Below are 21,584 nucleotides of genomic sequence, written 5' to 3' on the forward strand. Positions count from 1 at the left end.
CGAAACGTCCCGGCGAGATGCGCGTCTTAACCACCCCCCTGACCTGAGTCAAGCGACGGGAGGGCGATTCCCTCCCGTCAGGGTGCCCTTGGCCACGCGCGGGCCAAGGGAAATCCGCATGCCGCTATTCGGCGGCCGCGGGGCTCGTATCGGGCTCGGCCAGCGCGGGCGTCGCGGGCAGGCGCCCGCTGTCGCGGCGCGCGGCCAGCACCTTCAGGCGGTTCATCACGGAACCCGTGCCCGCCGGGATCAGGCGGCCCACGATCACGTTCTCCTTCAGGCCGCCCAGGCTGTCCACCTTGCCGGCCGTTGCCGCCTCGGTGAGCACCCGCGTCGTCTCCTGGAAGGAGGCGGCCGAGATGAAGCTCTGCGTCTGCAGCGAGGCCTTGGTGATGCCCTGCAGCACCGGCTCCGCCCGGGCCGGGCGTTCGCCCAGCTTCAGGCGCTTCTCGTTCTCCGCATCGAACTCGAAACGGTCCACCTGCTCGCCGATGAGATAGGTCGTGTCGCCCGGCTCCAGGATCTCGACCTTCTGCAGCATCTGGCGAACGATCACCTCGATGTGCTTGTCGTTGATCTTCACGCCCTGCAGTCGGTACACGTCCTGGATCTCGTTCACCAGGTAGTTGGCCAGCGCCTCCACGCCCAGCACGCGCAGGATGTCGTGCGGCACGCGCGGGCCGTCCACAAGCGGGTCGCCGGCCTTCACATAGTCGCCTTCCTGCACCGAGACGTGCTTGCCCTTCGGCACCAGGTATTCGCGCTCGATCGGCGGCTCGTCGCCCATCGGCTCGCTCTTCACGACGATGCGGCGCTTGGCCTTGTAGTCCTTGCCGAACTCCACGCGGCCGTCGATGTCGCTGATGATCGCGGCATCCTTCGGACGGCGCGCCTCGAACAGCTCGGCCACGCGCGGCAGACCACCGGTGATGTCACGCGTCTTCGACGATTCGCGCGGCATGCGGGCCACCACGTCGCCCGCCTCCACGGTCGCGCCATTGTCCACGCTCAGCACCGTGTCGGGGCTGAGGAAGTAGCGCGCCTCGGCGCCGTTCGGCAGCTTCATCACCTCGCCGCGGGCATCCTTCATCACGATGCGCGGGCGCAGATCGGCCGACTTGGCACTGGCCTTGTAGTCCACCACCACCTTGGAGGTGAGGCCCGTCACGTCGTCCGTCCGCTCGACCAGCGTGACGCCCTCGATCAGGTCCTGGTATTCGACCTTGCCCTCGCGCTCGGTGATGATCGGCAGGGTGAAGGGGTCCCATTCGGCCAGCTTCTGGCCACGCTCGACCTTCGTACCGTCGGTGATCAGCATCTTCGCGCCATAGGGCACGCGGAAGCGTGCGCGCTCGCGGCCATTGGCGTCGATCAGCCCGACCTCGCAGTTGCGGCTCATGACGATCGGCGCGCCGGAGGAGTTCGTCACCAGCGCGAGGTTGTGCAGCTTGGCCGTCGAGTCGACCGTCGCCTCCACCGCCGACTGCTCGGCGCCACGCTGCGCCGCACCGCCGATGTGGAAGGTGCGCATGGTGAGCTGCGTGCCCGGCTCGCCGATGGACTGCGCGGCGATGACGCCCACCGCCTCGCCCATGTTCACCGGCGTGCCGCGCGCCAGGTCACGGCCATAGCACTTGCCGCAGACGCCCTGGAGCGAGTCGCAGGTCAGCACCGAGCGGATCAGCACCTGCTCGACGCCGGCCTTCTCGATGCGCTCGGCATCGGCTTCCTCGACCAGCATGTTCTTGCCGACGATGACCTCGCCCGTCGCCGGATCGAGGACATCCTCCTGCGTGGTGCGGCCCAGGATGCGCTCGGACAGCGAGGAGACAACATCGCCGCCATCCATGATGGCGCGCACATTGAGGCCGCGCTCGGTGCCGCAATCATCCTCCATGATGATGCAGTCCTGCGCCACGTCCACGAGGCGGCGGGTCAGGTAGCCCGAATTCGCCGTCTTCAGCGCGGTGTCGGCTAGGCCCTTGCGGGCGCCGTGGGTGGAGTTGAAGTACTCCAGCACGGTGAGGCCTTCCTTGAAGTTCGAGATGATCGGCTGCTCGATGATCTCGCCCGAGGGCTTCGCCATCAGGCCACGCATACCGGCCAGCTGGCGCATCTGCGCGGGCGACCCACGGGCGCCGGAGTGCGACATCATCCAGACGGAATTGGTCGGCTTGCCGATCTCCTGCTTCTGGATCTCGGCCATCATGGCCTTGGCCACTTCGTCCGTGCAGCGCGACCAGGCGTCAACCACCTTGTTGTAGCGCTCGCCCGAGGTGATCAGGCCATCGAGGTACTGCTGCTCGAACTCCTTCACCTCGGCCTTGGTCGTGGCGATGAGGCCCTCCTTCTCGGAGGGGATCATCATGTCGTTCTTGCCGAAGGAGATGCCGGCCTTGGCCGCGTGGCGGAAGCCCAGGCCCATCAGCCGGTCGGCGAAGATCACGCTCTCCTTCTGGCCGCAATGACGGTAGACGGCGTCGATCACGTCCGAGATGGACTTCTTCGTCAGCAGCCGGTTGATCAGCGAGAAGGGCAGCTGCGGATGCTTGGGCAGGAGCGCGCCCATCAGCATGCGGCCCGGCGTCGTCACCACGCGCTCGATGAAGGCCTTGCCCTCCGAATCCACCGAGGCGCGGCGGGTGCGGATCTTGGTGTGGATCGTCAGCGCCTTCACTTCGAGGGCGTGCTCGATTTCGCCGATATCGCCGATCAGCGGGGCCTTGTTGTCATCGGCCGCGCGGAACTCCGGCGTGTCGAGGCTGAGGTAGTAGAGACCCAGCACGATGTCCTGGCTCGGCACGATGATGGGCTTGCCGTTGGCCGGGCTGAGGATGTTGTTGGTGGACATCATCAGCACGCGCGCCTCGAGCTGCGCTTCGAGCGACAGCGGGACGTGCACGGCCATCTGGTCGCCGTCGAAATCCGCGTTGAAGGCGGTGCAGACCAGCGGGTGCAGCTGGATCGCCTTGCCCTCGACCAGCACCGGCTCGAAGGCCTGGATGCCCAGGCGGTGCAGCGTCGGCGCGCGGTTCAGCAGCACCGGGTGCTCGCGGATCACCTCCTCCAGGATGTCCCAGACCTCGGGACGCTCCTTCTCCACCATGCGCTTCGCCTGCTTGATGGTGGAGGCGTGGCCGTACTTCTCGAGCTTCGAGTAGATGAAGGGCTTGAACAGCTCCAGCGCCATCTTCTTCGGCAGGCCGCACTGGTGCAGCTTCAGCTCCGGACCCACCACGATGACCGAGCGGCCCGAATAGTCCACGCGCTTGCCGAGCAGGTTCTGGCGGAAACGGCCCTGCTTGCCCTTCAGCATGTCCGAGAGCGACTTCAGCGGGCGCTTGTTGGCGCCCGTGATGGCGCGGCCGCGGCGGCCATTGTCGAACAGCGCGTCCACCGATTCCTGCAGCATGCGCTTCTCGTTGCGCACGATGATGTCCGGCGCGCGCAGCTCGATCAGGCGCTTCAGGCGGTTGTTGCGGTTGATGACGCGACGGTACAGGTCATTCAGGTCGGAGGTCGCGAAGCGGCCGCCATCCAGCGGCACCAGCGGGCGCAGCTCGGGCGGGATGACCGGCACGACGTCGAGGATCATCCACTCCGGACGCGCGCCCGATTCCGAGAAGGCCTCGATCAGCTTCAGGCGCTTCACCAGCTTCTTGCGCTTGGCCTCGGAGGTCGTCTCCTTCAGCTCGGCGCGCAGACGCACGGCGTCCTTGCCCATGTCCATCCCGTGCAGGATTTCCTTGACCGCCTCGGCGCCGATGCCGACGCGGAAGGCGTCCTCGCCGAACTCATCCTGCTTGGCGACGAACTGGTCCTCGTTCAGCAGCTGGTGCAGCTTGAGGTCCGTCAGGCCCGGCTCCAGCACCACATAGCTCTCGAAGTAGAGGACCTTCTCCAGCTCCTTCAGGCTCATGTCCACCATGAGGCCGACGCGGCTCGGCAGGCTCTTCAGGAACCAGATATGAGCCACGGGGGCCGCCAGCTCGATATGGCCCATGCGCTCGCGCCGGACCTTGGCGAGCGTCACTTCCACGCCGCACTTCTCGCAGACGATGCCGCGGAACTTCATCCGCTTGTACTTGCCGCAAAGGCACTCGTAGTCCTTGATCGGGCCGAAGATGCGGGCGCAGAACAGCCCGTCCCGCTCCGGCTTGAAGGTGCGGTAGTTGATGGTCTCGGGCTTCTTGATCTCGCCATAGGACCAGGAGCGGATCTGCTCCGGCGACGCCATGGAGATCTTGATCTGGTCGAAGGTCATCGCCTGGCCCGTCTGGCCCAGGATCTTCATCAGCTCGTTCATACCGCCTCGCTCTCTTCCCGGCGTGCACGCCGGGCTTTGAAGGGGAATTTCGCAGCGGTGACCCCTGCGCCGGGGTCACCGTATCTTTGGCGCCAGCCCCCGATCAGGGGCCGCGATTCTCCAGATCCACGTTCAGGCCGAGGCTCTTCAGCTCCTTGACCAGAACGTTGAAGCTCTCGGGGATGCCCGCCTCGAAGCTGTCCTGATCGCGGACGATCGCCTCATAGACCTTGGTGCGGCCGGACACGTCGTCCGACTTCACCGTCAGCATTTCCTGCAGCGTATAGGCGGCGCCATAGGCCTCGAGCGCCCAGACCTCCATCTCGCCGAAGCGCTGGCCACCGAACTGCGCCTTGCCGCCCAGCGGCTGCTGCGTGACCAGCGAGTAGGGGCCGATCGAACGCGCGTGGATCTTGTCATCCACGAGGTGGTGCAGCTTGAGCATGTAGATGTAGCCCACCGTTACCTTGCGCTCGAAGAGCTCGCCCGTGCGGCCATCGATCAGCTGCATCTGGCCGGAGGTGTCGAGCCCCGCCTTGGTCAGCATGTTCTCGATGTCCGAGATGCGTGCGCCATCGAAGACGGGCGTCGCGATCGGGATGCCCTTCTTCAGGTTGTCCGCCAGCTCCATCAGCTGCTCTTCGCTCATCGGCAGGATGTCGCGCTCGAAGATCTCGGGACCGTAGACGTCCTTCAGCTTCTCCAGGAGTTCGTCCCGCACGGCGGAGGAGCGGCGGAAATCATCCACCAGCTGCCCCACTTCGCGGCCGATATTGGCGCAGGCCCAGCCGAGATGCGTCTCGAGGATCTGGCCGATGTTCATGCGCGACGGCACGCCCAGCGGGTTCAGCACCAGGTCCACCGAGGTGCCATCCTCCAGGAAGGGCATGTCCTCGATCGGCACGACGCGGGAGACCACGCCCTTGTTGCCGTGGCGGCCGGCCATCTTGTCGCCCGGCTGCAGCTTGCGCTTCACGGCCACGAAGACCTTGACCATCTTCATCACGCCGGGCGGCAGTTCGTCGCCGCGCTGCAGCTTCTCGACCTTGCTCTCGAAGCGCTTCTGCAGGCGCTCGACGGCGGCGTCGAATTCGCGCTTCAGCGCCTCGATCTCGACCATCGCCGCGTCATCCGTGACGGCGATCTGCCGCCAGGTGGACTTGGCGAACTGGTCCAGCACCTCATCGGTGATCGGCGTGCCCGCCTTCACGCCCTTGAAGCCGCCCGAGGCCTTCTTGTTCAGCAGGCGCTCGCGCAGACGGCCATAGAAGGACCGCTCCTGGATCGCGCGCTCATCATCGCGGTCCTTGGCGAGGCGCTCGATCTCGGCGCGCTCGATCGCCATGGCGCGCTCATCCTTGTCCACGCCGCGGCGGGAGAAGACGCGCACATCGACGATGGTGCCCGAGACGCCCGGCGGCAGCTTCAGCGAGGTGTCGCGCACGTCGGACGCCTTCTCGCCGAAGATGGCGCGGAGCAGCTTCTCTTCCGGCGTCATCGGGCTCTCGCCCTTGGGCGTCACCTTGCCGACGAGGATGTCGCCCGGATGCACCTCGGCGCCGACATAGACGATGCCCGCCTCGTCGAGGTTGCGCAGCGCTTCCTCACCCACATTCGGGATGTCGCGGCTGATCTCCTCCTGGCCCAGCTTCGTGTCGCGCGCCATCACCTCGAATTCCTCGATGTGGATGGAGGTGAACACGTCATCGCGCGCGATGCGCTCGCTGATGAGGATGGAGTCCTCGAAGTTGTAGCCGTTCCAGGGCATGAAGGCGCAGAGCACGTTGCGGCCCAGCGCCAGTTCGCCCAGCTCCGTGGAGGGGCCGTCGGCGATGATCTCGCCCGCCGTCACGCGGTCACCCACCTTCACCAGCGGGCGCTGGTTGATGCAGGTGCTCTGGTTGGAGCGCTGGAACTTGCGCAGGCGGTAGATGTCCACGCCCGCCGTCTGGCCTTCGTCATTCGTCGCACGCACCACGATGCGCGCGCCGTCGATGCTGTCCACGATACCGTCGCGGCGCGCGGAAATGGCGGCGCCCGAATCCTGCGCCACCGCGGCCTCCATGCCGGTGCCGACGAGCGGCGCATCGGCGCGGATCAGCGGCACGGCCTGGCGCTGCATGTTGGAGCCCATCAGCGCGCGGTTCGCGTCGTCATTCTCCAGGAAGGGAATGAGGGCCGCGGCGACGGAGACGAGCTGCTTCGGCGAGACGTCGATGGCCGTCACCTCGCCCGGCTTCACCAGGCGGAAGTCACCGCCCTGGCGCACGGAGACGAGGTCGCTCAGGAACTCGCCCGTGGAGGCGTCCACATGCGCGTCGGCCTGGGCCACCACCAGCTTTTCCTCCTCCATGGCGGAGAGGTAGCGCGGCTCGCCGGTGATCTTGCCGTCCTTCACGAGGCGATAGGGCGTCTCGATGAAGCCGTACTTGTTCACCCGCGCGAAGGTGGCGAGCGAGTTGATCAGGCCGATATTCGGGCCTTCCGGCGTTTCGATCGGGCAGATGCGGCCGTAATGCGTCGGGTGCACGTCGCGCACCTCGAAGCCCGCGCGCTCGCGCGTCAGGCCGCCCGGACCCAGCGCCGAGAGGCGGCGCTTATGCGTCACCTCGGAGAGCGGGTTGGTCTGGTCCATGAACTGCGACAGCTGCGAGGAGCCGAAGAACTCCCGCACGGCGGCGGCGGCCGGCTTCGCGTTGATCAGGTCATGCGGCATGACGGTGTCGATATCGACGGCGCCCATGCGCTCCTTGATCGCGCGGTCCATGCGCAGCAGGCCGACGCGATACTGGTTCTCCATCAGCTCGCCGACCGAACGCACGCGGCGATTGCCGAGATTGTCGATGTCGTCGATCGAGCCGCGGCCATCCTTCAGGTCCATCAGCACGCGCATGGTGGCGACGATGTCCTGCTTGCGCAGCGTGCGCAGATGGTCGGGCGCCTCCTCCAGCGAGAAGCCGAGGCGCATATTCATCTTCACGCGGCCCACGGCCGAGAGGTCATAGCGATCGGGGTCGAAGAACAGGCCCTTGAACAGCGCCTCGGCCGTCTCCGGCGTCGGCGGCTCGCCCGGGCGCATCACCCGGTAGATGTCCATCAGCGCTTCGTCGCGGTTGGTGTTCTTGTCCACCGCGAGCGTGTTGCGCATCCAGGCGCCGACCGTCTGGTCAATGGCCAGCGTCGGCAGCACGTCGATGCCGGCATCCTCGATGGCGGCGAGCTTCGCCTCGGTCAGCTCCTCGCCGGCCTCGGCCCAGATCTCTCCGGTCTCCATGTTCACGAGGTCCACGGCGACGAAGCGGCCCAGCAGATCGGTGCGGCCGACCAGCACTTCCGTCGTGCCGGCCTCGACGATCTTCCGCGCCGCGCGCGGCGTCATCTTCACGTCCTTCTCGGCCACCACGGCGCCGGTCTTGGCGTCCACCAGCGGCTCAAGCAGCTTGATGCCGCGGAAGCTCTCGGGGTCGAAGGCGCGCGACCAGCCCTTGGGGCCGCGCTTGAATTCCACCTGGCCGTAGAAGGCCGCCAGGATCTCTTCGGCGTCCATGCCGCGGATCTCGGAGGGCTCCATCTCCAGGCCCTGGGCGGCGCGCTCCACGCGCTTCGCCTCGGTCGCCTCGCCGTCCAGCGCCAGCAGCAGCGTGCTGGCCGGCAGCTTGCGCTTGCGGTCGATGCGGACATAGCAGATGTCCTTGGCGTCGAACTCGAAGTCGAGCCAGGAGCCGCGATAGGGGATCACGCGCGCGGCGAAGAGATACTTGCCGGACGAGTGCGTCTTGCCCTTGTCATGGTCGAAGAAGACGCCCGGGCTGCGGTGCATCTGGCTGACGATGACGCGCTCGGTGCCGTTGATGATGAAGGTGCCGTTGTCGGTCATGAGCGGCATGTCGCCCATGTAGACATCCTGCTCCTTGATGTCGCGGACGGAGCGGGCGCCGGTGTCTTCGTCCAGGTCCCAGACGATCAGGCGCAGCTTCACCTTCAGCGGCGCGGCGAAGGTCAGCCCACGCGCGATGCATTCCTCGACGTCGTATTTGGGCTCCTCCAGCTCGTACTGTACGAATTCCAGCCGGCCGCGGCCCGCGAAGTCATTGATCGGGAAGACGGATTTGAAGACCTCCTGCAGGCCGGTATTGGTCCGGCTGTCCGGATGCGTTTCCATTTGCAGGAAGAACGCATAGGAGGCACGCTGCACATCGATCAGGTTGGGCATGGGCGCAACCTCGGGCAGCCTGCCGAAGCTCTTGCGAATGCGCTTGCGTGCCGTGAACGACTTGCTGATAGCGTTCATGCCTGTCCCGCTTCCTTATCCTGGCGTCCGGGAAGTTCCGGCGCCGGCAAAACCATCGGCCAGCATCTCAGCGGCACCCCGCCCCTGAAACGGCGAGACGGGCGGCAACCGGACCCGATTGCCGCCCATCCCGACTTGGTAACCAATCCGGCCCGCGCCGGCGCCGAAGCACCGTCGCGAACCGTGAAACGCGACCTTACTTGACCTCGACGGTCGCGCCGTTCTCTTCGAGAACCTTCTTGATCTTGTCCGCCTCGTCCTTGGAGACGTTCTCCTTGACGACCTTCGGCGCACCCTCGACCAGGTCCTTGGCTTCCTTCAGACCCAGGCCGGTGATGGTGCGGATCTCCTTGATCACGTTGATCTTCTTGTCGCCGGCATTGGCGAGCGTCACCGTGAACTCGGTCTGCACCTCGGCAGGAGCGGCGGCGGCAGCCGGGCCAGCCACAGCGGCGACCGCCACCGGCGCGGCGGCGGAGACGCCCCACTTCTCTTCGAGCATCTTGGAGAGCTCAGCGGCCTCCAGGACGGTCAGCGCGGACAGCTCGTCAACGAGCTTTGCAAGATCGGCCATATTCGTGTTCCTTCTAACTAATGGCTTGACTGTGGCTTGACAACCCCACCGCGACATCGTGGCAGGGCCAAAAGTTTGGAAAGCTGATCGGTCTCTCTGCGGACCCACCGCCCCGGGGTTTGCTGCCGCCGGACCTCAAATCCGCCGGCGATCACCCTCAGGCGGCTTCCTTGTCCGCATACGCCTTCAGCACCCGTGCCAGCTGGCCGGCGGGGGCCTGAACCACCCCGGCAATGCGAGTCGCCGGGGTCTGGATCAGACCCACCAGCGATGCGCGCAGCGTATCGAGCGAGGGAAGCTCGGCCAGGGCCTTCACGCCATCGACGTTCAGGTTCTGGGTGCCAAGCGCCCCGCCCAGGATCACGAACTTGTCGTTCCCCTTGGCGAACTCCACGGCGGTCTTCGCCACGGCCACCGGGTCGGCCGACCACGCAAGCGCGGTCGGGCCCTTCAGCAGCGGCGAAATGCCCTGGAAACGGGTGCCGTCGAGGGCGCGACTGGCCAGCCGGTTCTTCGCAACCTTGTACGTCGCCCCGGCGGCCTTCATCTTCCGGCGCAGATCATCCACCGCCGCGACCGTGAGACCCTTGTTCTGGGCCACGAGCACGAACGACGTCTGCGCGAAGACTTCGGCCATCGAGTCAACGAAGGCGCGCTTTTCCTGACGATCCAACGTCACGTCTCCGTCGGTGGTCGAAGCCTGATGGAGGGGCCCCGACCGGTTCACACGGGGGCAAGAGGACCATCCCCCTGCCCCGTCCGCCTGTCGTTGCCGGAAAGCCAAGCCATTCCGCCCCGGACGAAAGCCGGGGGCGGTGGAATCTCGGTTCCCCGTCTCATGCGGGCGGGCCTCGGCCCATTAAGCCTGACCGAAGTCGGGCGCCTGCAATCTCCGACAGGTTGCGGGGATGCGCCCGAAGGCCCACCCCCTGCGCGCCCCGGCCTAGGCCGGAGCGAATCTCATCAGCCGTTCAGGCTGGTCACATCCACCGAAACGCCCACGCCCATGGTGGACGAGACAGCGACCTTCTTCACGAAGGTGCCCTTGGCGCCGGTCGGGCGGGACTTCTGGATGGCGTCCACGAAGGCGCGCGCATTTGCCAGCAGCGCATCCGCGCCGAAGCTCGCCTTGCCGATGCCGGCATGGATGATGCCGGCCTTCTCGGCGCGGAATTCCACCTGGCCGGCCTTGGCGGCCGTCACGGCACCCTTCACGTCCATCGTGACCGTGCCGAGCTTCGGGTTCGGCATCAGGCCACGCGGGCCCAGCACCTTACCGAGGCGGCCGACGAGGGCCATCATGTCCGGCGTCGCGATGCAGCGGTCGAAGTCGATCTTGCCTTCCTGCACCAGGGCGGCCAGGTCATCCGCGCCCACCACGTCGGCGCCGGCGGCCTTGGCTTCCTCGGCCTTCGGGCCGCGGGCGAAGACGCCCACGCGGACCGTCTTGCCGGTGCCGTTCGGCAGGCCCACCACGCCGCGGACCATCTGGTCGGCATGGCGCGGATCAATGCCGAGGTTCATCGAGATTTCGATGGTCTCGTCGAACTTGGCCTTGGCATTGGCCTTGGCCAGCGCGATCGCCTCATCCAGCGAATAGGACTTGTTCGGGGTGACGGTGGCCGCCAGGGCCTTCATGCGCTTGCTCATGTTCAGCCCTCCACCACCGTCATACCCATGGAGCGGGCCGAGCCCGCCAGCATGCTCACCGCGCTCTCGATGTCGGTGCAGTTCATGTCCTTCATCTTCGTCTTGGCGATCTCGGCCAGCTGCGACTTGGTCACGCGGCCCACCATGGCGCCCTTGCCCGGGGTGGTGCTGCCCTTCTCGATCTTCGCGGCCTTCTTCAGGAAGTAGGTGTTCGGCGGCGTCTTCGTGATGAAGGAGAAGCTGCGGTCCGTATACGCGGTGATGACCACGGGAGTCGGCGTGCCCGGCTCCATCTGCTGCGTCGCCGCGTTGAATTCCTTCACGAACTGCATGATATTCAGGCCGCGCTGACCCAGCGCGGGGCCGATCGGCGGCGAGGGGTTCGCCTTGCCCGCGGGCACCTGGAGCTTGATGTAGCCCGCAATCTTCTTTGCCATGACAATCAGTCCTCTCGATGTGGAGAGACCCGCGGTCCTGCCGGCGGCGAGCGTAGTCGTGCCCGCAACCTCCCGCGTTTCCCTGCGGCCGGGAGGCGCATGCCCCCCACCGGAAGGGCGGCCTTTAGAATGGCGCGCCCGCCCTGTCCAGCCCGTCTGGGCGATTTCCCCGCCCGGCCAGCCGCAGGGCCGCCATGCGCGCCCCGCGGGCCGCCCTCACGCAGCGCGGATATTCTGCAGGAAGCTGCCAACCTGCAGGCGCAGCCGCTCGGATTGCTGCGCCAGCTCGGTCGAGGCGCCTTGCACGTCCCGCGCCGAGCCGCCGGTCCGCTCGGCACCTTCCATCATGCCCGCCGCCCCGCGTGACGCCTCCTCGGCGCCCTGCGCGGCCTCGGCCACGGCCCGGCCGATCTCCAGCGTCGCCGCGGCCTGCTCTTCCGAGGCGGCGGCGACCTGCGCCGTGGTCTCGTTCAGCTCCTCGATGGTGCGGCCGATCCCGGCAATCGCCTCCACCGTGCGCGTCGTCTCCGCCTGCATGGCGGCGATCTGCTGGCTGATCTGCTCGGTCGCCCGCGCCGTCTGGCCGGCGAGGTTCTTCACCTCGCTCGCCACCACGGCGAAGCCCTTGCCGGCATCGCCCGCCCGCGCCGCCTCGATCGTCGCATTGAGCGCCAGCAGGTTGGTCTGGCCCGCGATATCGCTGATCAGGCGCACCACGTCGCCGATCTTCGCGGCCGCCTCGGCCAGGCCGCGCACCGTGCCGTCCGTCTCGCGCGCCGCCTCGCTGGCGCGTTCCGTGATCGCGGCGGTGTGCCGCACCTGGCGCGCCACCTCGGCGATGGAGCTGGCCAGCTCCTCCGACGAGGCGGCGACCGTCTGCACGTTGGAGCTGGTCTGGCCCGCCGCCGAGGCCAGGGCGGTGGCCTGCCGCGTCCCCTCCCCCGCCGTCTCCGACAGCGCGACCGCCGTCGCGGAAAGCTGCGTCGCCGCGCTGGAGACGGTGCCCAGCGCCTCGCCCGCCTCGGCCTCGAAGCCGCGCACCAGCGCATCCACCCGGGCGCCGCGCTCGGTCTGGACGCGCGCCTCCGCCGCGGCGGCCTCGGCCAGGCGGTCCGCCTCCTTCAGCCCGTCGCGGCAGGTGTCCAGCGCGCGGGCCATCTGGCCGATCTCGTCCTTGTCGGCGGTTTCCTTGAGCACGAAGCCATAATCCCGCCGCGCGAGCCGCCCCAGCGCCTCGGAGAGGTTGAGGAGGCGACCGCTGATCGAGCGGCTCAGCAGCATGGCCACCACAAGCCCCAGGCCCAGCGCCACCAGCAGCGTCGCGGACAAGGCATAGATGCCGAGGCGCGCGGATTCCGAGGCCGCGTCGGCGGTCGCCGTCGCCTCGCGCCCATTCAGCTGCGTCAACGCCTCGAGATCCTGGATGAGGCGGTCCATCCCCGGGCGGGCCTCGTCCAGGACGGCGCTGGCGCGCACCGCGTCATTCGCCCGGAACGCCTCGCGGAGCTGGCGGTGATGGGCCAGATAGGCCTGCAGGCCCTGCTCCACGCCGGGGAAGATGCGCTTCTCCTCGGGGTGCGACACCAGCGGCCGGTAGGCCTGCAGATTGGCGTTGACCCGTGCCAGATTCTGGCCGAAGCGCTCCTCCGCCCGGGCGCGCTCGCCGGGGTCGGTGCGCGCGAGGAAAGCCAGTTCGTTACGCCGCATTTCCAGCAGCGAGGTGCTGAGCGCCGAGACCGCCAACACCGAGGGCATCCAGTTCCGCTGGATGTCTTCCGACCGTTGGCTCATGTCCCGGATCACAAGAAGGGCCCCGGCGCCCAGCAGGGCCACCAGCAGCATCGTTGCACCCATTCCCAGGCGCAGCTTGTTGGAGATCGAAAGTCGGGACAGGGTCACGGGGTCAGCTCCAGGTCGGTTGGACGCGCGCTTGATCTACGCGCGGAAAGCTTGTCGAAGGGTTGAAGATGGCCGCCGGGCTTGCGGGGCGGGCGGCCGCGCCGGAGGCCCCGCCCTAGGCCGCATCCAGCCGCCCGCCCACCGGCGCCGGCCCACGCATCAGCGCATGGGCGTGCTCGGCCGGCATCGGCCGCCCGAGCAGCCAGCCCTGCCCCATCTCGCAGCCGAGCCGCACGAGGAACTCCACGTCTAGCTCCTCCTCGACGCCCTCGGCCACCACGGGCAGCCCCAGGCTCTCGCCCAGGCCGATCACGGCCGCCACGATCTTCCGCGCCCCCGCATCCGAGGCCATCGCGCGCACGAAGCCGTTGTCCACCTTGATCACGTCGAAGGGCAGCGCCTGCAATTCGCGCAGCCCCGAATGCCCGGTGCCGAAATCATCGAGCGCGAGGCGCACGCCCATCGCCTTCAGCTCGGACAGCATGGCGTGCCCCTGCCGCAGGTCGCCCAGCAGCGCGCCCTCGGTCAGCTCGAGCTGCAGCCGCCCGGGCGCCAGCCCCGTCTCCTCCAGGATCTGCGCCACCTGGCGCGGCAGGTCGGCCTCGGTCAGGTGCAGCGGTGAGAGGTTGAAGGAGAGCGTCACCGGCTCGGCCCAGCCGGCCGCCGTGCGGCAGGCAAGGCGCAGCAGGTGATGCGTCAGCGGGACGATCAGCCCCGCCGCCTCGGCGATCGGGATGAATTCGGTGGGCGAGACGAAGCCGCGCGTCGCATGCGGCCAGCGCGCCAGCGCCTCGAAGCCCAGCAGCTTGCCAGTGGCGAGCTGGCGGATCGGCTGAAAGTGGCAGGTCAGCGCATCCTGCGCCAGCGCCTCGCGCAGCTCGGCCTCCAGGCGCATCGCACCCCGCCGCTTGCCCAGGCGCGGATCCATTTCAGGCGTGAAGCGGCGGAAGCGGCCGCGCCCTTCCGCCTTGGCACGGTAGAGCGCGGAATCAGCGCGGCGCATCAGCTCCTCCGGATCCGTCGCATCCCCAGGCGCCAGCGCCACGCCAAGGCTGAGGCCGACGCGCACCTGCACCGCCCCCCCGCCCTGGCCGGTGCCATCCGGGTGCAGCGTGAAGGGCACGCGCACCACGCCCATCAGGCGCCGCGCGGCATCCTCCGCGGCCCCCTCCGGGTCGGCCGGGTCGAGCAGCAGCATCAGCGCGAATTCATCGCCCCCGAGCCGCGCCGCGATGCCCTGGCGCGCCACCTCGCAGTCCAGGCGATGCGCGATCTGCTTCAGCAGCTCGTCACCCGCCGCATGGCCGTAGGTGTCGTTCACCGGCTTGAACCCGTCGAGATCGGCGAGCGCCAGCATGATGGGCGCGCCGCCGGCGAAGGCCTCGGCGAATTCCGCGCTCTCCAGCGCCTCGGTCAGCCCGCGCCGGTTGCGGATGCCGGTCAGCGGGTCGCGCATCGCCATGTTCCGCGTGGCCTCCTCGGCCAGGCGGAAGCGGCGCAGGCGGCGGCGGAGGAGCAGCATGCCAAGCCCACCCAGCGCCAGGCTGACCGCGACGGAGATGGCGCTCACCGTGCGGAACTGGGTGGCCGCCTCGGCGAAGATCGGCCTCCCGTCCCAGGCGATGCTGACCCGGCCCACCAGCGCGCCGTCGGCCCCCATGGCATTGCGGGAGATGACCAGGATATGCTCGGCTTCGGGCGCGCCCTCGGCCAGCCACCAGCCCCGCAGGTCGGGGAAATCGGTGCGCGCCCATTCATGCACGAGCAGCCCGTCGCTGCGCTCGAACCGCGCGGCCATCAGCGCCGGATTGCGCGCGGCGATCGGCAGCAGCGTGGCCTCCAGCGTGGCGCCGCGGTTGAAGCGCAGCCCGGGGGCCGCCACCGTCGTCAGCAGTTCGGTCTGGGTGATCGCCGCATCATTCGCCCGCGCCAGTTCGCGCTGCAGCATCCCCTCCGAGATGAAGCGCGAGCCCACCACCTCGGCCGCGACGAGGCACAGCGCGGCCGCCAGGGCAAAGCGCGCATCCAGCGCACTGGGTCCGGAGCGCGGCATCACGCCCACCCCAGATGCGGCCGGAGCAGCTTGGCCAGGCTGCCATCCGCCGCCAGCGCCGCATGCGCCTCCTGCAGCGCGAGCACGGGGATGTCCCGGCTGGCGCGATTGACCGCGAGCCAGGCGGGATAAGCGAAGACCGGCGGGCCGAAGGCGGCGCCAGGGCCGACGAGGGCGCGCAGCCGGGGCAATTCGCCGAACCAGGCCGAGACCTCCCGCGCGCGCAGGGCCGCCAGCGCGTCGGGCCAGAGCGAGAAGGGGACGAGGTTGGTGAAGCCGCGCGCACGCAGATGCACCTCCTGCACGCTGCCCGAGAGCACGGCGATGCGCGGCAGCAACCGGGCCTCGGCCAGGGCGCGGGGGGGCTGGCAGCGCAGCGTCGCGAAGCCGCCGGGATTTTCGAAGAGCGCCACGGCCCAGAGGAAGTGATCCTCCCGCTCGGCGGTGCGCGGCAGCGGGGCCACGGCCACCTCCGGCAGCGCCGCCGCCCGCGCCTCAGCCTCCGGCCCGGGCAGGAAGCGAAACACCACCTGCTGCCCGACGAGGCGGAACATCTCCGCCACGAGGGTCAGGACGAAGCCGGGCTCGGGCCCCTCGGCCATGGCATAGGGGCGCTCGCCCGCCGTCACCAACTCGATGACGCCGCGCGCCCGCACGGCCGGCGCGGCGAGCAGAAGGGGCGAGCCGATCAGGGCGCGGCGGCGCATGGCGGTTTCCTGCGGGACATGTTGGCCGCACGAAACACCCGGCGCGGTTAACGCCCGCTTGACGCGTCTGGACGGCACCGCTCCCGCGCCGCATCCTGCCGCCGTGTCCTCCCCCGCGCCCACGCGAATCCTGCTCGGCATCCTTTTCATGCTGACGGCGGGCCTGCTCTTCCCCGTGATGGGCGGCTTCGCGAAGCTGCTCGGGCAGGACTACTCCTCGCTGCAGATCAGCTGGGCGCGCGCCTTCGGGCACATCCTCTTCCTCTCGGCGCTCTTCATGCCGCGCATGGGGCTCTCCCTCTTCCGCACGCGGCGGCCGGGGCTGCAGCTCTTCCGCTCGGCCATGCTGTTCACCTCGAACCTGAATTTCTTCTACGCGATCAGCTTCATCCCGCTGGCCAAGGCGGCCGCCATCAGCCTCGCCGCGCCGCTCATCGTGGCGCTGCTGGCCTGGCCCATGCTGGGCGAGCGCACCACGCGCGGGCGGGTCATCGCCCTGCTGATCGGCTTCCTCGGCGTGCTGGTGGTGATCCGCCCGGGCACGGCGCTGTTCCACTGGGCCTCGATCTTCGTGCTGATCAGCGCCACGGCCTATGGCCTCTACCAGATCCTCACCCGCCGCATCGCGGGCATCGACCCGCCCGAGACCTCGGCCCTCTATTCCGCCTTCGTCGGCGGCTTCGGCATGTTCCTGGTACTGCCCTTCGTCTGGATCGCGCCCGCCTCGCTCCTTGATGTCGGCCTCTTCTGCGGCGTGGCGGTGCTGGGGGCGCTCGGCCATTACTGCGTGGCCCGCGCCTTCGGCTATGCGCCGGCCAATGTCCTCTCCCCCTTCCAGTATTTCCAGCTGCTGGGCTCGGTGGCCGTCGGCTGGCTGCTCTTCAGCGAGTTCCCGGATGCGATGACCTGGGTGGGGGCGGCCATCATCGTGGGCGCGGGCCTCTATATCGGCTGGAGCCAGGCGCGGAGGCGCTGAACGCGGCAACCTGCGCGCCGGCGGGCGGTTGAGTCTCCTCAACCCGGAGACGCCAACCCATGTTCACCCACTCCAAAGCGCTGATGACGCCGGTCGAGGTCACCACCCCCGATCCGCGCTTCGCGCAGTTCATGCTCGAGCAGTTCGGCGGCGCGACCGGCGAACTGACCGCCGCCCTGCAATACTGGGTGCAGTCCTTCCATGTGGAGGATGCCGCCATCCGCGACATGCTGCAGGACATCGCCGTCGAGGAGTTCAGCCATCTCGAGGTCGTCGGCATGCTGATCCAGCAGCATTCGGCCGGCGCGGTGGAGGAGCAGGCCTGGCGCTCGACCCTCTTCGCCGTGCGCGGCATGGGGCCGCACCTGCTCGATTCCTGCGGCAGTGCCTGGACCGCGGCCTATGTGAATGAAGGCGGCAATGTCGTTCGGGACCTGCGTGCGAATATCGGCGCCGAAGGCGGCGCGCGGCAGACCTATGAGGCGCTGATGAAGATGGCGCCGGACGAGGGCACGCTGCGCGCCCTGCACTTCCTCTACACGCGGGAGGTGACGCACACCCAGATGTTCATGCGTGCCCTGGACAGCCTCGGCAAGCTCGACGTGCCGCTCTTCGGCAATGTGCCGCCGGACGGGACGGTGGACATCTACTTCAACCTGTCGAAGCTGGGCGGCGAGGATGAGGCGGAACCCGGCCCCGCCCTGGTCGGCGAGGGCATGCGGATCACCGGCCAGCCCGGCAGCCTGACCTTGCTGGGCGAGGCGCCGGCCTTCGTGAACCCGGATGATGAAAAGCCCGGTGCCAGTCCCGGCATGGCCGAGCTGGCACCGGGCTGAAAAAGCGAGGCTCTGGGCCCCTGCGGCTCAGAGCTTCTCGACCTGCCCGTATTCGAGCTCGACCGGCGTGGAACGGCCGAAGATGGAGACGCTGACCTTCAGGCGGCCCTTCTCCTCGTCCACTTCCTCGACCGTGCCGTTGAAGCTGGTGAAGGGGCCGTCCGAGACGCGCACCTGCTCGCCCACCTCGAAGAGCACGGCGGGGCGGCGTGGCTTCTCGGCACCCTCGACCATGGCGTTGACGATGCGCATCGCCTCGGCCTCGGTGATGGGCTGCGGCTTGTTGCGCGCGCCGAGGAAGCCCGTGACCTTGGGCGTATCCCGCACCAGGTGCCAGGTGTCGTCGGTCATTTCCATCTTCACCAGCACATAGCCGGGGAAGAACTTGCGCTCGGTGTCCACCTTCTGGCCACGGCGGACCTCCACCACCTGCTCGGTGGGGACCAGGATGTCCTCGATCCGGTCGGCGAGACCCGATTGGGCGGCCTGCGCGCGGATCTGCTCGGCGATCTTCTTCTCGAAGCCCGAATAGACATGCACGACATACCAACGCTTATCGGCCATCGGCCAGAACCTCGCTTCACAAAATCCGGCGCCTGCGGGCGCGGTCACGTCGGAACGATCAGAACCCGAAGATCCAGCTCATCGCGAACTGAATGATCTGGTCCACCACCAGGAAGAACACCGCCGCGAGCGAGGACAGGGCCAGGACCAGGCCGGTCGTGATCAGCGTCTCGCGCCGCGAGGGCCAGGTGACCTTCGCGACTTCCTGACGCACTTCCCGGGAGAACTGGACGGGATCGATCTTGGCCAAAATTCCGGTTTCCTGCTTTGCGCCGCTCGGCATGCCCCCTGAAAGCATGTCGGCGGCCGTCTTGCAACGTGCCGCCATATTCTGGAGGTCAGGGGAGGCAGCGCGGCGCCCGCCTGGGGCGGCCTGATAGAAGAGAAAAATGGCAGGGGCGGAGGGTCTCGAACCCACAACCTCCGGTTTTGGAGACCGGCACTCTAGCCAATTGAGCTACGCCCCTGCATGGGACGGGGGAGCGATTCACCGCCACCCCGGCCCGAACCCTGATTGCCGCAGGCCGAAGCCCGCGTCAACGCAGTTACTTCGCGATGCTGGCGACGACGCCGGCGCCGACGGTGCGGCCACCCTCGCGGATCGCGAAGCGCAGGCCCTCATCCATCGCGATCGGCGCGATCAGCTCGACATCCATCGAGACATTGTCGCCCGGCATCACCATCTCAACGCCTTCCGGCAGCTTCACGATGCCCGTCACATCCGTCGTGCGGAAGTAGAACTGCGGGCGGTAGTTCGTGAAGAACGGCGTGTGGCGGCCACCCTCTTCCTTCGTCAGGATGTACGCCTCGGCCTTGAACTGCGTGTGCGGCGTGATCGAGCCGGGCTTGGCCAGAACCTGGCCGCGCTCCACATCCTCGCGCTTCGTGCCACGCAGCAGCGCACCGATGTTGTCGCCCGCCTCGCCGCTGTCCAGCAGCTTGCGGAACATCTCGACGCCGGTGACCGTCGTCTTCACCGTGTCCTTCAGACCGATGATCTCGACTTCCTCGCCCACCTTGATGATCCCGCGCTCCACGCGGCCCGTCACCACCGTGCCGCGGCCGGAGATCGAGAACACGTCCTCGACCGGCATCAGGAAGGGACGGTCGATCGCGCGCTCCGGCTGCGGAATGTAGCTGTCCACCGCTTCCATCAGCTTCAGGATCGCCTGCTCGCCGATCTCAGGCGTCTTGTCCTCAAGCGCGGCCACGGCCGAGCCCTTGATGATGGGGATGTCGTCGCCCGGGAACTGGTAGGAGGACAGCAGCTCGCGCAGCTCCATCTCAACCAGCTCGACCAGGTCGGGGTCGGCCAGGTCCATCTTGTTCAGGAACACCACCAGCGCGGGCACGCCCACCTGGCGGGCCAGCAGGATGTGCTCGCGCGTCTGCGGCATCGGGCCGTCGGCGGCCGAGCACACCAGGATCGCGCCGTCCATCTGCGCCGCACCCGTGATCATGTTCTTCACGTAGTCGGCGTGGCCAGGGCAATCCACATGCGCGTAGTGGCGGTTCGCCGTCTCGTATTCCACGTGGGCGGTCGAGATCGTGATGCCACGCGCCCGCTCCTCAGGCGCCTTGTCGATCTGGTCGTACGCCGTGAAGGACGCACCACCGGACTTCGCCAGCACCTTCGTGATCGCCGCCGTCAGGGACGTCTTGCCATGGTCCACATGGCCGATCGTCCCAATGTTGCAGTGCGGCTTGTTCCGCTCAAACTTCGCCTTGGCCATCGTAAAGCTCCGAGAATGATCGTTCCAGAAGCCGCACGGACACGGGGCCGCCTGCCTGGGAGCACCAACCCGCCACCCCAGGGGGTGGAGCGGGTGAGGGGAATCGAACCCCCGTAGCCAGCTTGGAAGGCTGGTGCTCTACCATTGAGCTACACCCGCGCCGAAGCGGTGGTGAGGATAACCGAGGAGCCCCCCGCGCGCACGGCCAAAAGGCCGCTCACGGAAAAGACCCACTGCCACCGGGGAATATGGAGGGGGCTGGATTCGAACCAGCGTAGGCGCAAGCCAACGGATTTACAGTCCGTCCCCTTTAGCCACTCGGGCACCCCTCCGTAGAAGCGCGCGAACCAGCCTCGGGAAGAGGGGCCGCACGTCCGATGGAAGCGGGCGCGTTCAAGCGGTTTCGGCGCACCCTGTCAATCAGGCCCGCGGCATGAAACACGCAGGCAGCGCGCTTCAGCGGCCGCCGCGCGCCGCCTGCGGCCGGATAAACCCGGAGGAGGCCCCGCCCTGCGCCGTTCCGCCCTGCCCCGGATGCGTCAGCCGCATGGCCAGCAGTCGCGATTCGCGGGGAAGCGCGCCTCGCCTCAGCGCCGGCGGAAGCGCTCCACCGCACTCACCAGAGCGGTGCGGATGCCGGGCTCCAGCGCCGAATGCCCGGCATCGGGCACCACGGTCAGCCGCGCGCGCGGCCATTGCGCGGCGAGTTCGAAGGCCGTCTCCGCCGGGCAGACCATGTCATAGCGGCCCTGGATGATCTCGGCCGGGATCTGCGCGATGTCCTGCATGCCGGCGAGCAGCCCGCCCTCCCGCAGGAAAAGCTTGTGCGCGAAGTAATGCGCCTCGATCCGCGCCAGGCCCAGCGCCGTGCGGTCCTGCGCGAAGGACGCAACCGTCTCCGGGCTCGGCAGCAGGGTGGAGCAGCTGCCCTCGTAATGGCTCCAGGCGCGCGCGGCCATCAGGTGGACGGCCGGCTCGGGGTCGGTCAGGCGGGTCAGGTAGGCGGTCAGCAGGTCATGCCGCTCGGCGGGCGGGATGTGCTCGGCGAAGGCGGCCCAGGCATCGGGGAAGATGCGGCGCAGGCCGTAGAGGAACCAGTCCACCTCCTCGTCGCGGCCGAGGAAGACGCCGCGCAGCACGCAGCCCGTGACGCATTGCGGATGCGCCTGGGCATAGGCCAGCGCGAGCGTGGAGCCCCAGGAGCCGCCGAAGAGCAGCCATTTCTCGATGCCGAGGAAGTTCCGGAGCGTCTCGATGTCCTGCACCAGATGCGGCGTGGTGTTGGCGCGCAATTCGCCCAAGGGGCGGGAGCGGCCGGCGCCGCGCTGGTCGAAGATGATCAGGCGCCAATGCGTCGGGTCGAAGAAGCGGCGATGCACCGCGCCCGCGCCGGCCCCCGGCCCTCCATGCAGGAAGAGAACGGGCTGCCCGCGCGGATTGCCCACCTGCTCCCAGTACATGACATGCCCGTCGCCCAGCGGCAGCAGGCCGGTCTCGAAGGGGGCGATATCGGGGAAGAGGTCACCGCGCGGCATTGTGGGTGCGAATCCGGTTCTTC

Annotated in this window: 15 protein-coding genes and 3 tRNA genes; 2 read left to right on the plus strand and 16 right to left on the minus strand. The window is 68.2% G+C overall.

Annotated elements, in window-relative coordinates:
• Window positions 1-124: 124 nt before the first annotated feature.
• The 9 genes from rpoC to ACQ860_RS07435 form a co-directional block, all read right to left on the minus strand.
• Window positions 125-4,306: a DNA-directed RNA polymerase subunit beta' gene (rpoC, locus tag ACQ860_RS07395; protein ID WP_431302750.1), complete on the minus strand. Its 4,182-nt coding sequence runs from the start codon at window positions 4,304-4,306 to the stop codon at window positions 125-127.
• A gap of 103 nt (window positions 4,307-4,409) precedes the next feature.
• The gene (gene rpoB, locus ACQ860_RS07400) at window positions 4,410-8,597 is read right to left on the minus strand and encodes a DNA-directed RNA polymerase subunit beta (RefSeq protein WP_431302751.1); all 4,188 of its coding nucleotides are present in this window, start codon (window positions 8,595-8,597) and stop codon (window positions 4,410-4,412) included.
• 196 nt (window positions 8,598-8,793) lie between these two features.
• Window positions 8,794-9,171, minus strand: coding sequence for a 50S ribosomal protein L7/L12 (rplL, locus tag ACQ860_RS07405; RefSeq protein WP_431302752.1), 378 nt, complete (start codon window positions 9,169-9,171; stop codon window positions 8,794-8,796).
• Window positions 9,172-9,328: 157 nt separating this feature from the next.
• The gene (rplJ, locus tag ACQ860_RS07410) at window positions 9,329-9,844 is read right to left on the minus strand and encodes a 50S ribosomal protein L10 (RefSeq protein WP_431302753.1); all 516 of its coding nucleotides are present in this window, start codon (window positions 9,842-9,844) and stop codon (window positions 9,329-9,331) included.
• 290 nt (window positions 9,845-10,134) lie between these two features.
• A complete protein-coding gene (rplA, locus tag ACQ860_RS07415; RefSeq protein WP_431302754.1) occupies window positions 10,135-10,821 on the minus strand; it encodes a 50S ribosomal protein L1 in 687 nt (228 codons plus the stop codon).
• A 2-nt stretch (window positions 10,822-10,823) separates the two neighbouring features.
• Entirely contained in the window at window positions 10,824-11,258 is a 435-nt protein-coding gene (gene rplK / locus ACQ860_RS07420; protein ID WP_431302755.1) for a 50S ribosomal protein L11, read from the minus strand.
• A 216-nt stretch (window positions 11,259-11,474) separates the two neighbouring features.
• Window positions 11,475-13,157 (minus strand): methyl-accepting chemotaxis protein, encoded by a 1,683-nt coding sequence (locus ACQ860_RS07425; RefSeq protein WP_431302756.1) that lies wholly within the window; start codon window positions 13,155-13,157, stop codon window positions 11,475-11,477.
• A gap of 115 nt (window positions 13,158-13,272) precedes the next feature.
• On the minus strand, window positions 13,273-15,210 hold the full coding sequence (locus ACQ860_RS07430; RefSeq protein WP_431302757.1) for a putative bifunctional diguanylate cyclase/phosphodiesterase: 1,938 nt from the start codon (window positions 15,208-15,210) through the stop codon (window positions 13,273-13,275).
• The gene (locus ACQ860_RS07435; protein ID WP_431302758.1) at window positions 15,210-15,917 is read right to left on the minus strand and encodes a substrate-binding periplasmic protein; all 708 of its coding nucleotides are present in this window, start codon (window positions 15,915-15,917) and stop codon (window positions 15,210-15,212) included. The genes ACQ860_RS07430 and ACQ860_RS07435 overlap by 1 nt, the downstream gene beginning before the upstream one ends.
• A 103-nt stretch (window positions 15,918-16,020) precedes the next feature.
• On the opposite strand from ACQ860_RS07435, the gene ACQ860_RS07440 reads away from it, so the two are divergent.
• A complete protein-coding gene (locus tag ACQ860_RS07440) occupies window positions 16,021-16,893 on the plus strand; it encodes a DMT family transporter (RefSeq protein ID WP_431302759.1) in 873 nt (290 codons plus the stop codon).
• Between the two features lie 59 nt (window positions 16,894-16,952).
• Window positions 16,953-17,729: a manganese catalase family protein gene (locus ACQ860_RS07445; RefSeq protein WP_431302760.1), complete on the plus strand. Its 777-nt coding sequence runs from the start codon at window positions 16,953-16,955 to the stop codon at window positions 17,727-17,729.
• 27 nt (window positions 17,730-17,756) lie between these two features.
• On the opposite strand, the gene nusG is transcribed toward ACQ860_RS07445, so the two are convergent.
• The 7 genes from nusG to pip form a co-directional block, all read right to left on the minus strand.
• On the minus strand, window positions 17,757-18,293 hold the full coding sequence (gene nusG, locus ACQ860_RS07450) for a transcription termination/antitermination protein NusG (RefSeq protein ID WP_213617385.1): 537 nt from the start codon (window positions 18,291-18,293) through the stop codon (window positions 17,757-17,759).
• Between the two features lie 58 nt (window positions 18,294-18,351).
• Window positions 18,352-18,621: a preprotein translocase subunit SecE gene (gene secE / locus ACQ860_RS07455; RefSeq protein ID WP_431302761.1), complete on the minus strand. Its 270-nt coding sequence runs from the start codon at window positions 18,619-18,621 to the stop codon at window positions 18,352-18,354.
• Between the two features lie 62 nt (window positions 18,622-18,683).
• A tRNA-Trp gene (locus tag ACQ860_RS07460) sits at window positions 18,684-18,760 on the minus strand.
• 78 nt (window positions 18,761-18,838) lie between these two features.
• The gene (tuf, locus tag ACQ860_RS07465) at window positions 18,839-20,026 is read right to left on the minus strand and encodes an elongation factor Tu (protein WP_431302749.1); all 1,188 of its coding nucleotides are present in this window, start codon (window positions 20,024-20,026) and stop codon (window positions 18,839-18,841) included.
• Window positions 20,027-20,111: 85 nt separating this feature from the next.
• A tRNA-Gly gene (locus tag ACQ860_RS07470) sits at window positions 20,112-20,185 on the minus strand.
• Window positions 20,186-20,275: 90 nt separating this feature from the next.
• Window positions 20,276-20,358, minus strand: a tRNA-Tyr gene (locus ACQ860_RS07475).
• Between the two features lie 255 nt (window positions 20,359-20,613).
• Window positions 20,614-21,561 carry a prolyl aminopeptidase gene (gene pip, locus ACQ860_RS07480; protein WP_431302762.1) on the minus strand — a complete coding sequence of 316 codons (948 nt, stop codon included), beginning with the start codon at window positions 21,559-21,561 and terminating at the stop codon, window positions 20,614-20,616.
• Window positions 21,562-21,584: the final 23 nt, after the last annotated feature.

The organism is Sediminicoccus sp. BL-A-41-H5 (assembly GCF_050632405.1).
Classification (GTDB): domain Bacteria; phylum Pseudomonadota; class Alphaproteobacteria; order Acetobacterales; family Acetobacteraceae; genus Roseococcus.

Bases quoted from the DNA above. Each gene is read 5' to 3' on its own strand.
- rpoC (WP_431302750.1), bottom strand. From the start codon at position 4,306: ATGAACGAGCTGATGAAGATCCTGGGCCAGACGGGCCAGGCGATGACC.
- secE (WP_431302761.1), bottom strand. From the start codon at position 18,621: ATGGCGGCACGTTGCAAGACGGCCGCCGACATGCTTTCAGGGGGCATG.
- ACQ860_RS07430 (WP_431302757.1), bottom strand. From the start codon at position 15,210: ATGCCGCGCTCCGGACCCAGTGCGCTGGATGCGCGCTTTGCCCTGGCG.
- rplK (WP_431302755.1), bottom strand. From the start codon at position 11,258: ATGGCAAAGAAGATTGCGGGCTACATCAAGCTCCAGGTGCCCGCGGGC.
- rpoB (WP_431302751.1), bottom strand. From the start codon at position 8,597: ATGAACGCTATCAGCAAGTCGTTCACGGCACGCAAGCGCATTCGCAAG.
- rplA (WP_431302754.1), bottom strand. From the start codon at position 10,821: ATGAGCAAGCGCATGAAGGCCCTGGCGGCCACCGTCACCCCGAACAAG.
- tuf (WP_431302749.1), bottom strand. From the start codon at position 20,026: ATGGCCAAGGCGAAGTTTGAGCGGAACAAGCCGCACTGCAACATTGGG.
- ACQ860_RS07445 (WP_431302760.1), top strand. From the start codon at position 16,953: ATGTTCACCCACTCCAAAGCGCTGATGACGCCGGTCGAGGTCACCACC.
- nusG (WP_213617385.1), bottom strand. From the start codon at position 18,293: ATGGCCGATAAGCGTTGGTATGTCGTGCATGTCTATTCGGGCTTCGAG.
- rplL (WP_431302752.1), bottom strand. From the start codon at position 9,171: ATGGCCGATCTTGCAAAGCTCGTTGACGAGCTGTCCGCGCTGACCGTC.
- pip (WP_431302762.1), bottom strand. From the start codon at position 21,561: ATGCCGCGCGGTGACCTCTTCCCCGATATCGCCCCCTTCGAGACCGGC.
- ACQ860_RS07435 (WP_431302758.1), bottom strand. From the start codon at position 15,917: ATGCGCCGCCGCGCCCTGATCGGCTCGCCCCTTCTGCTCGCCGCGCCG.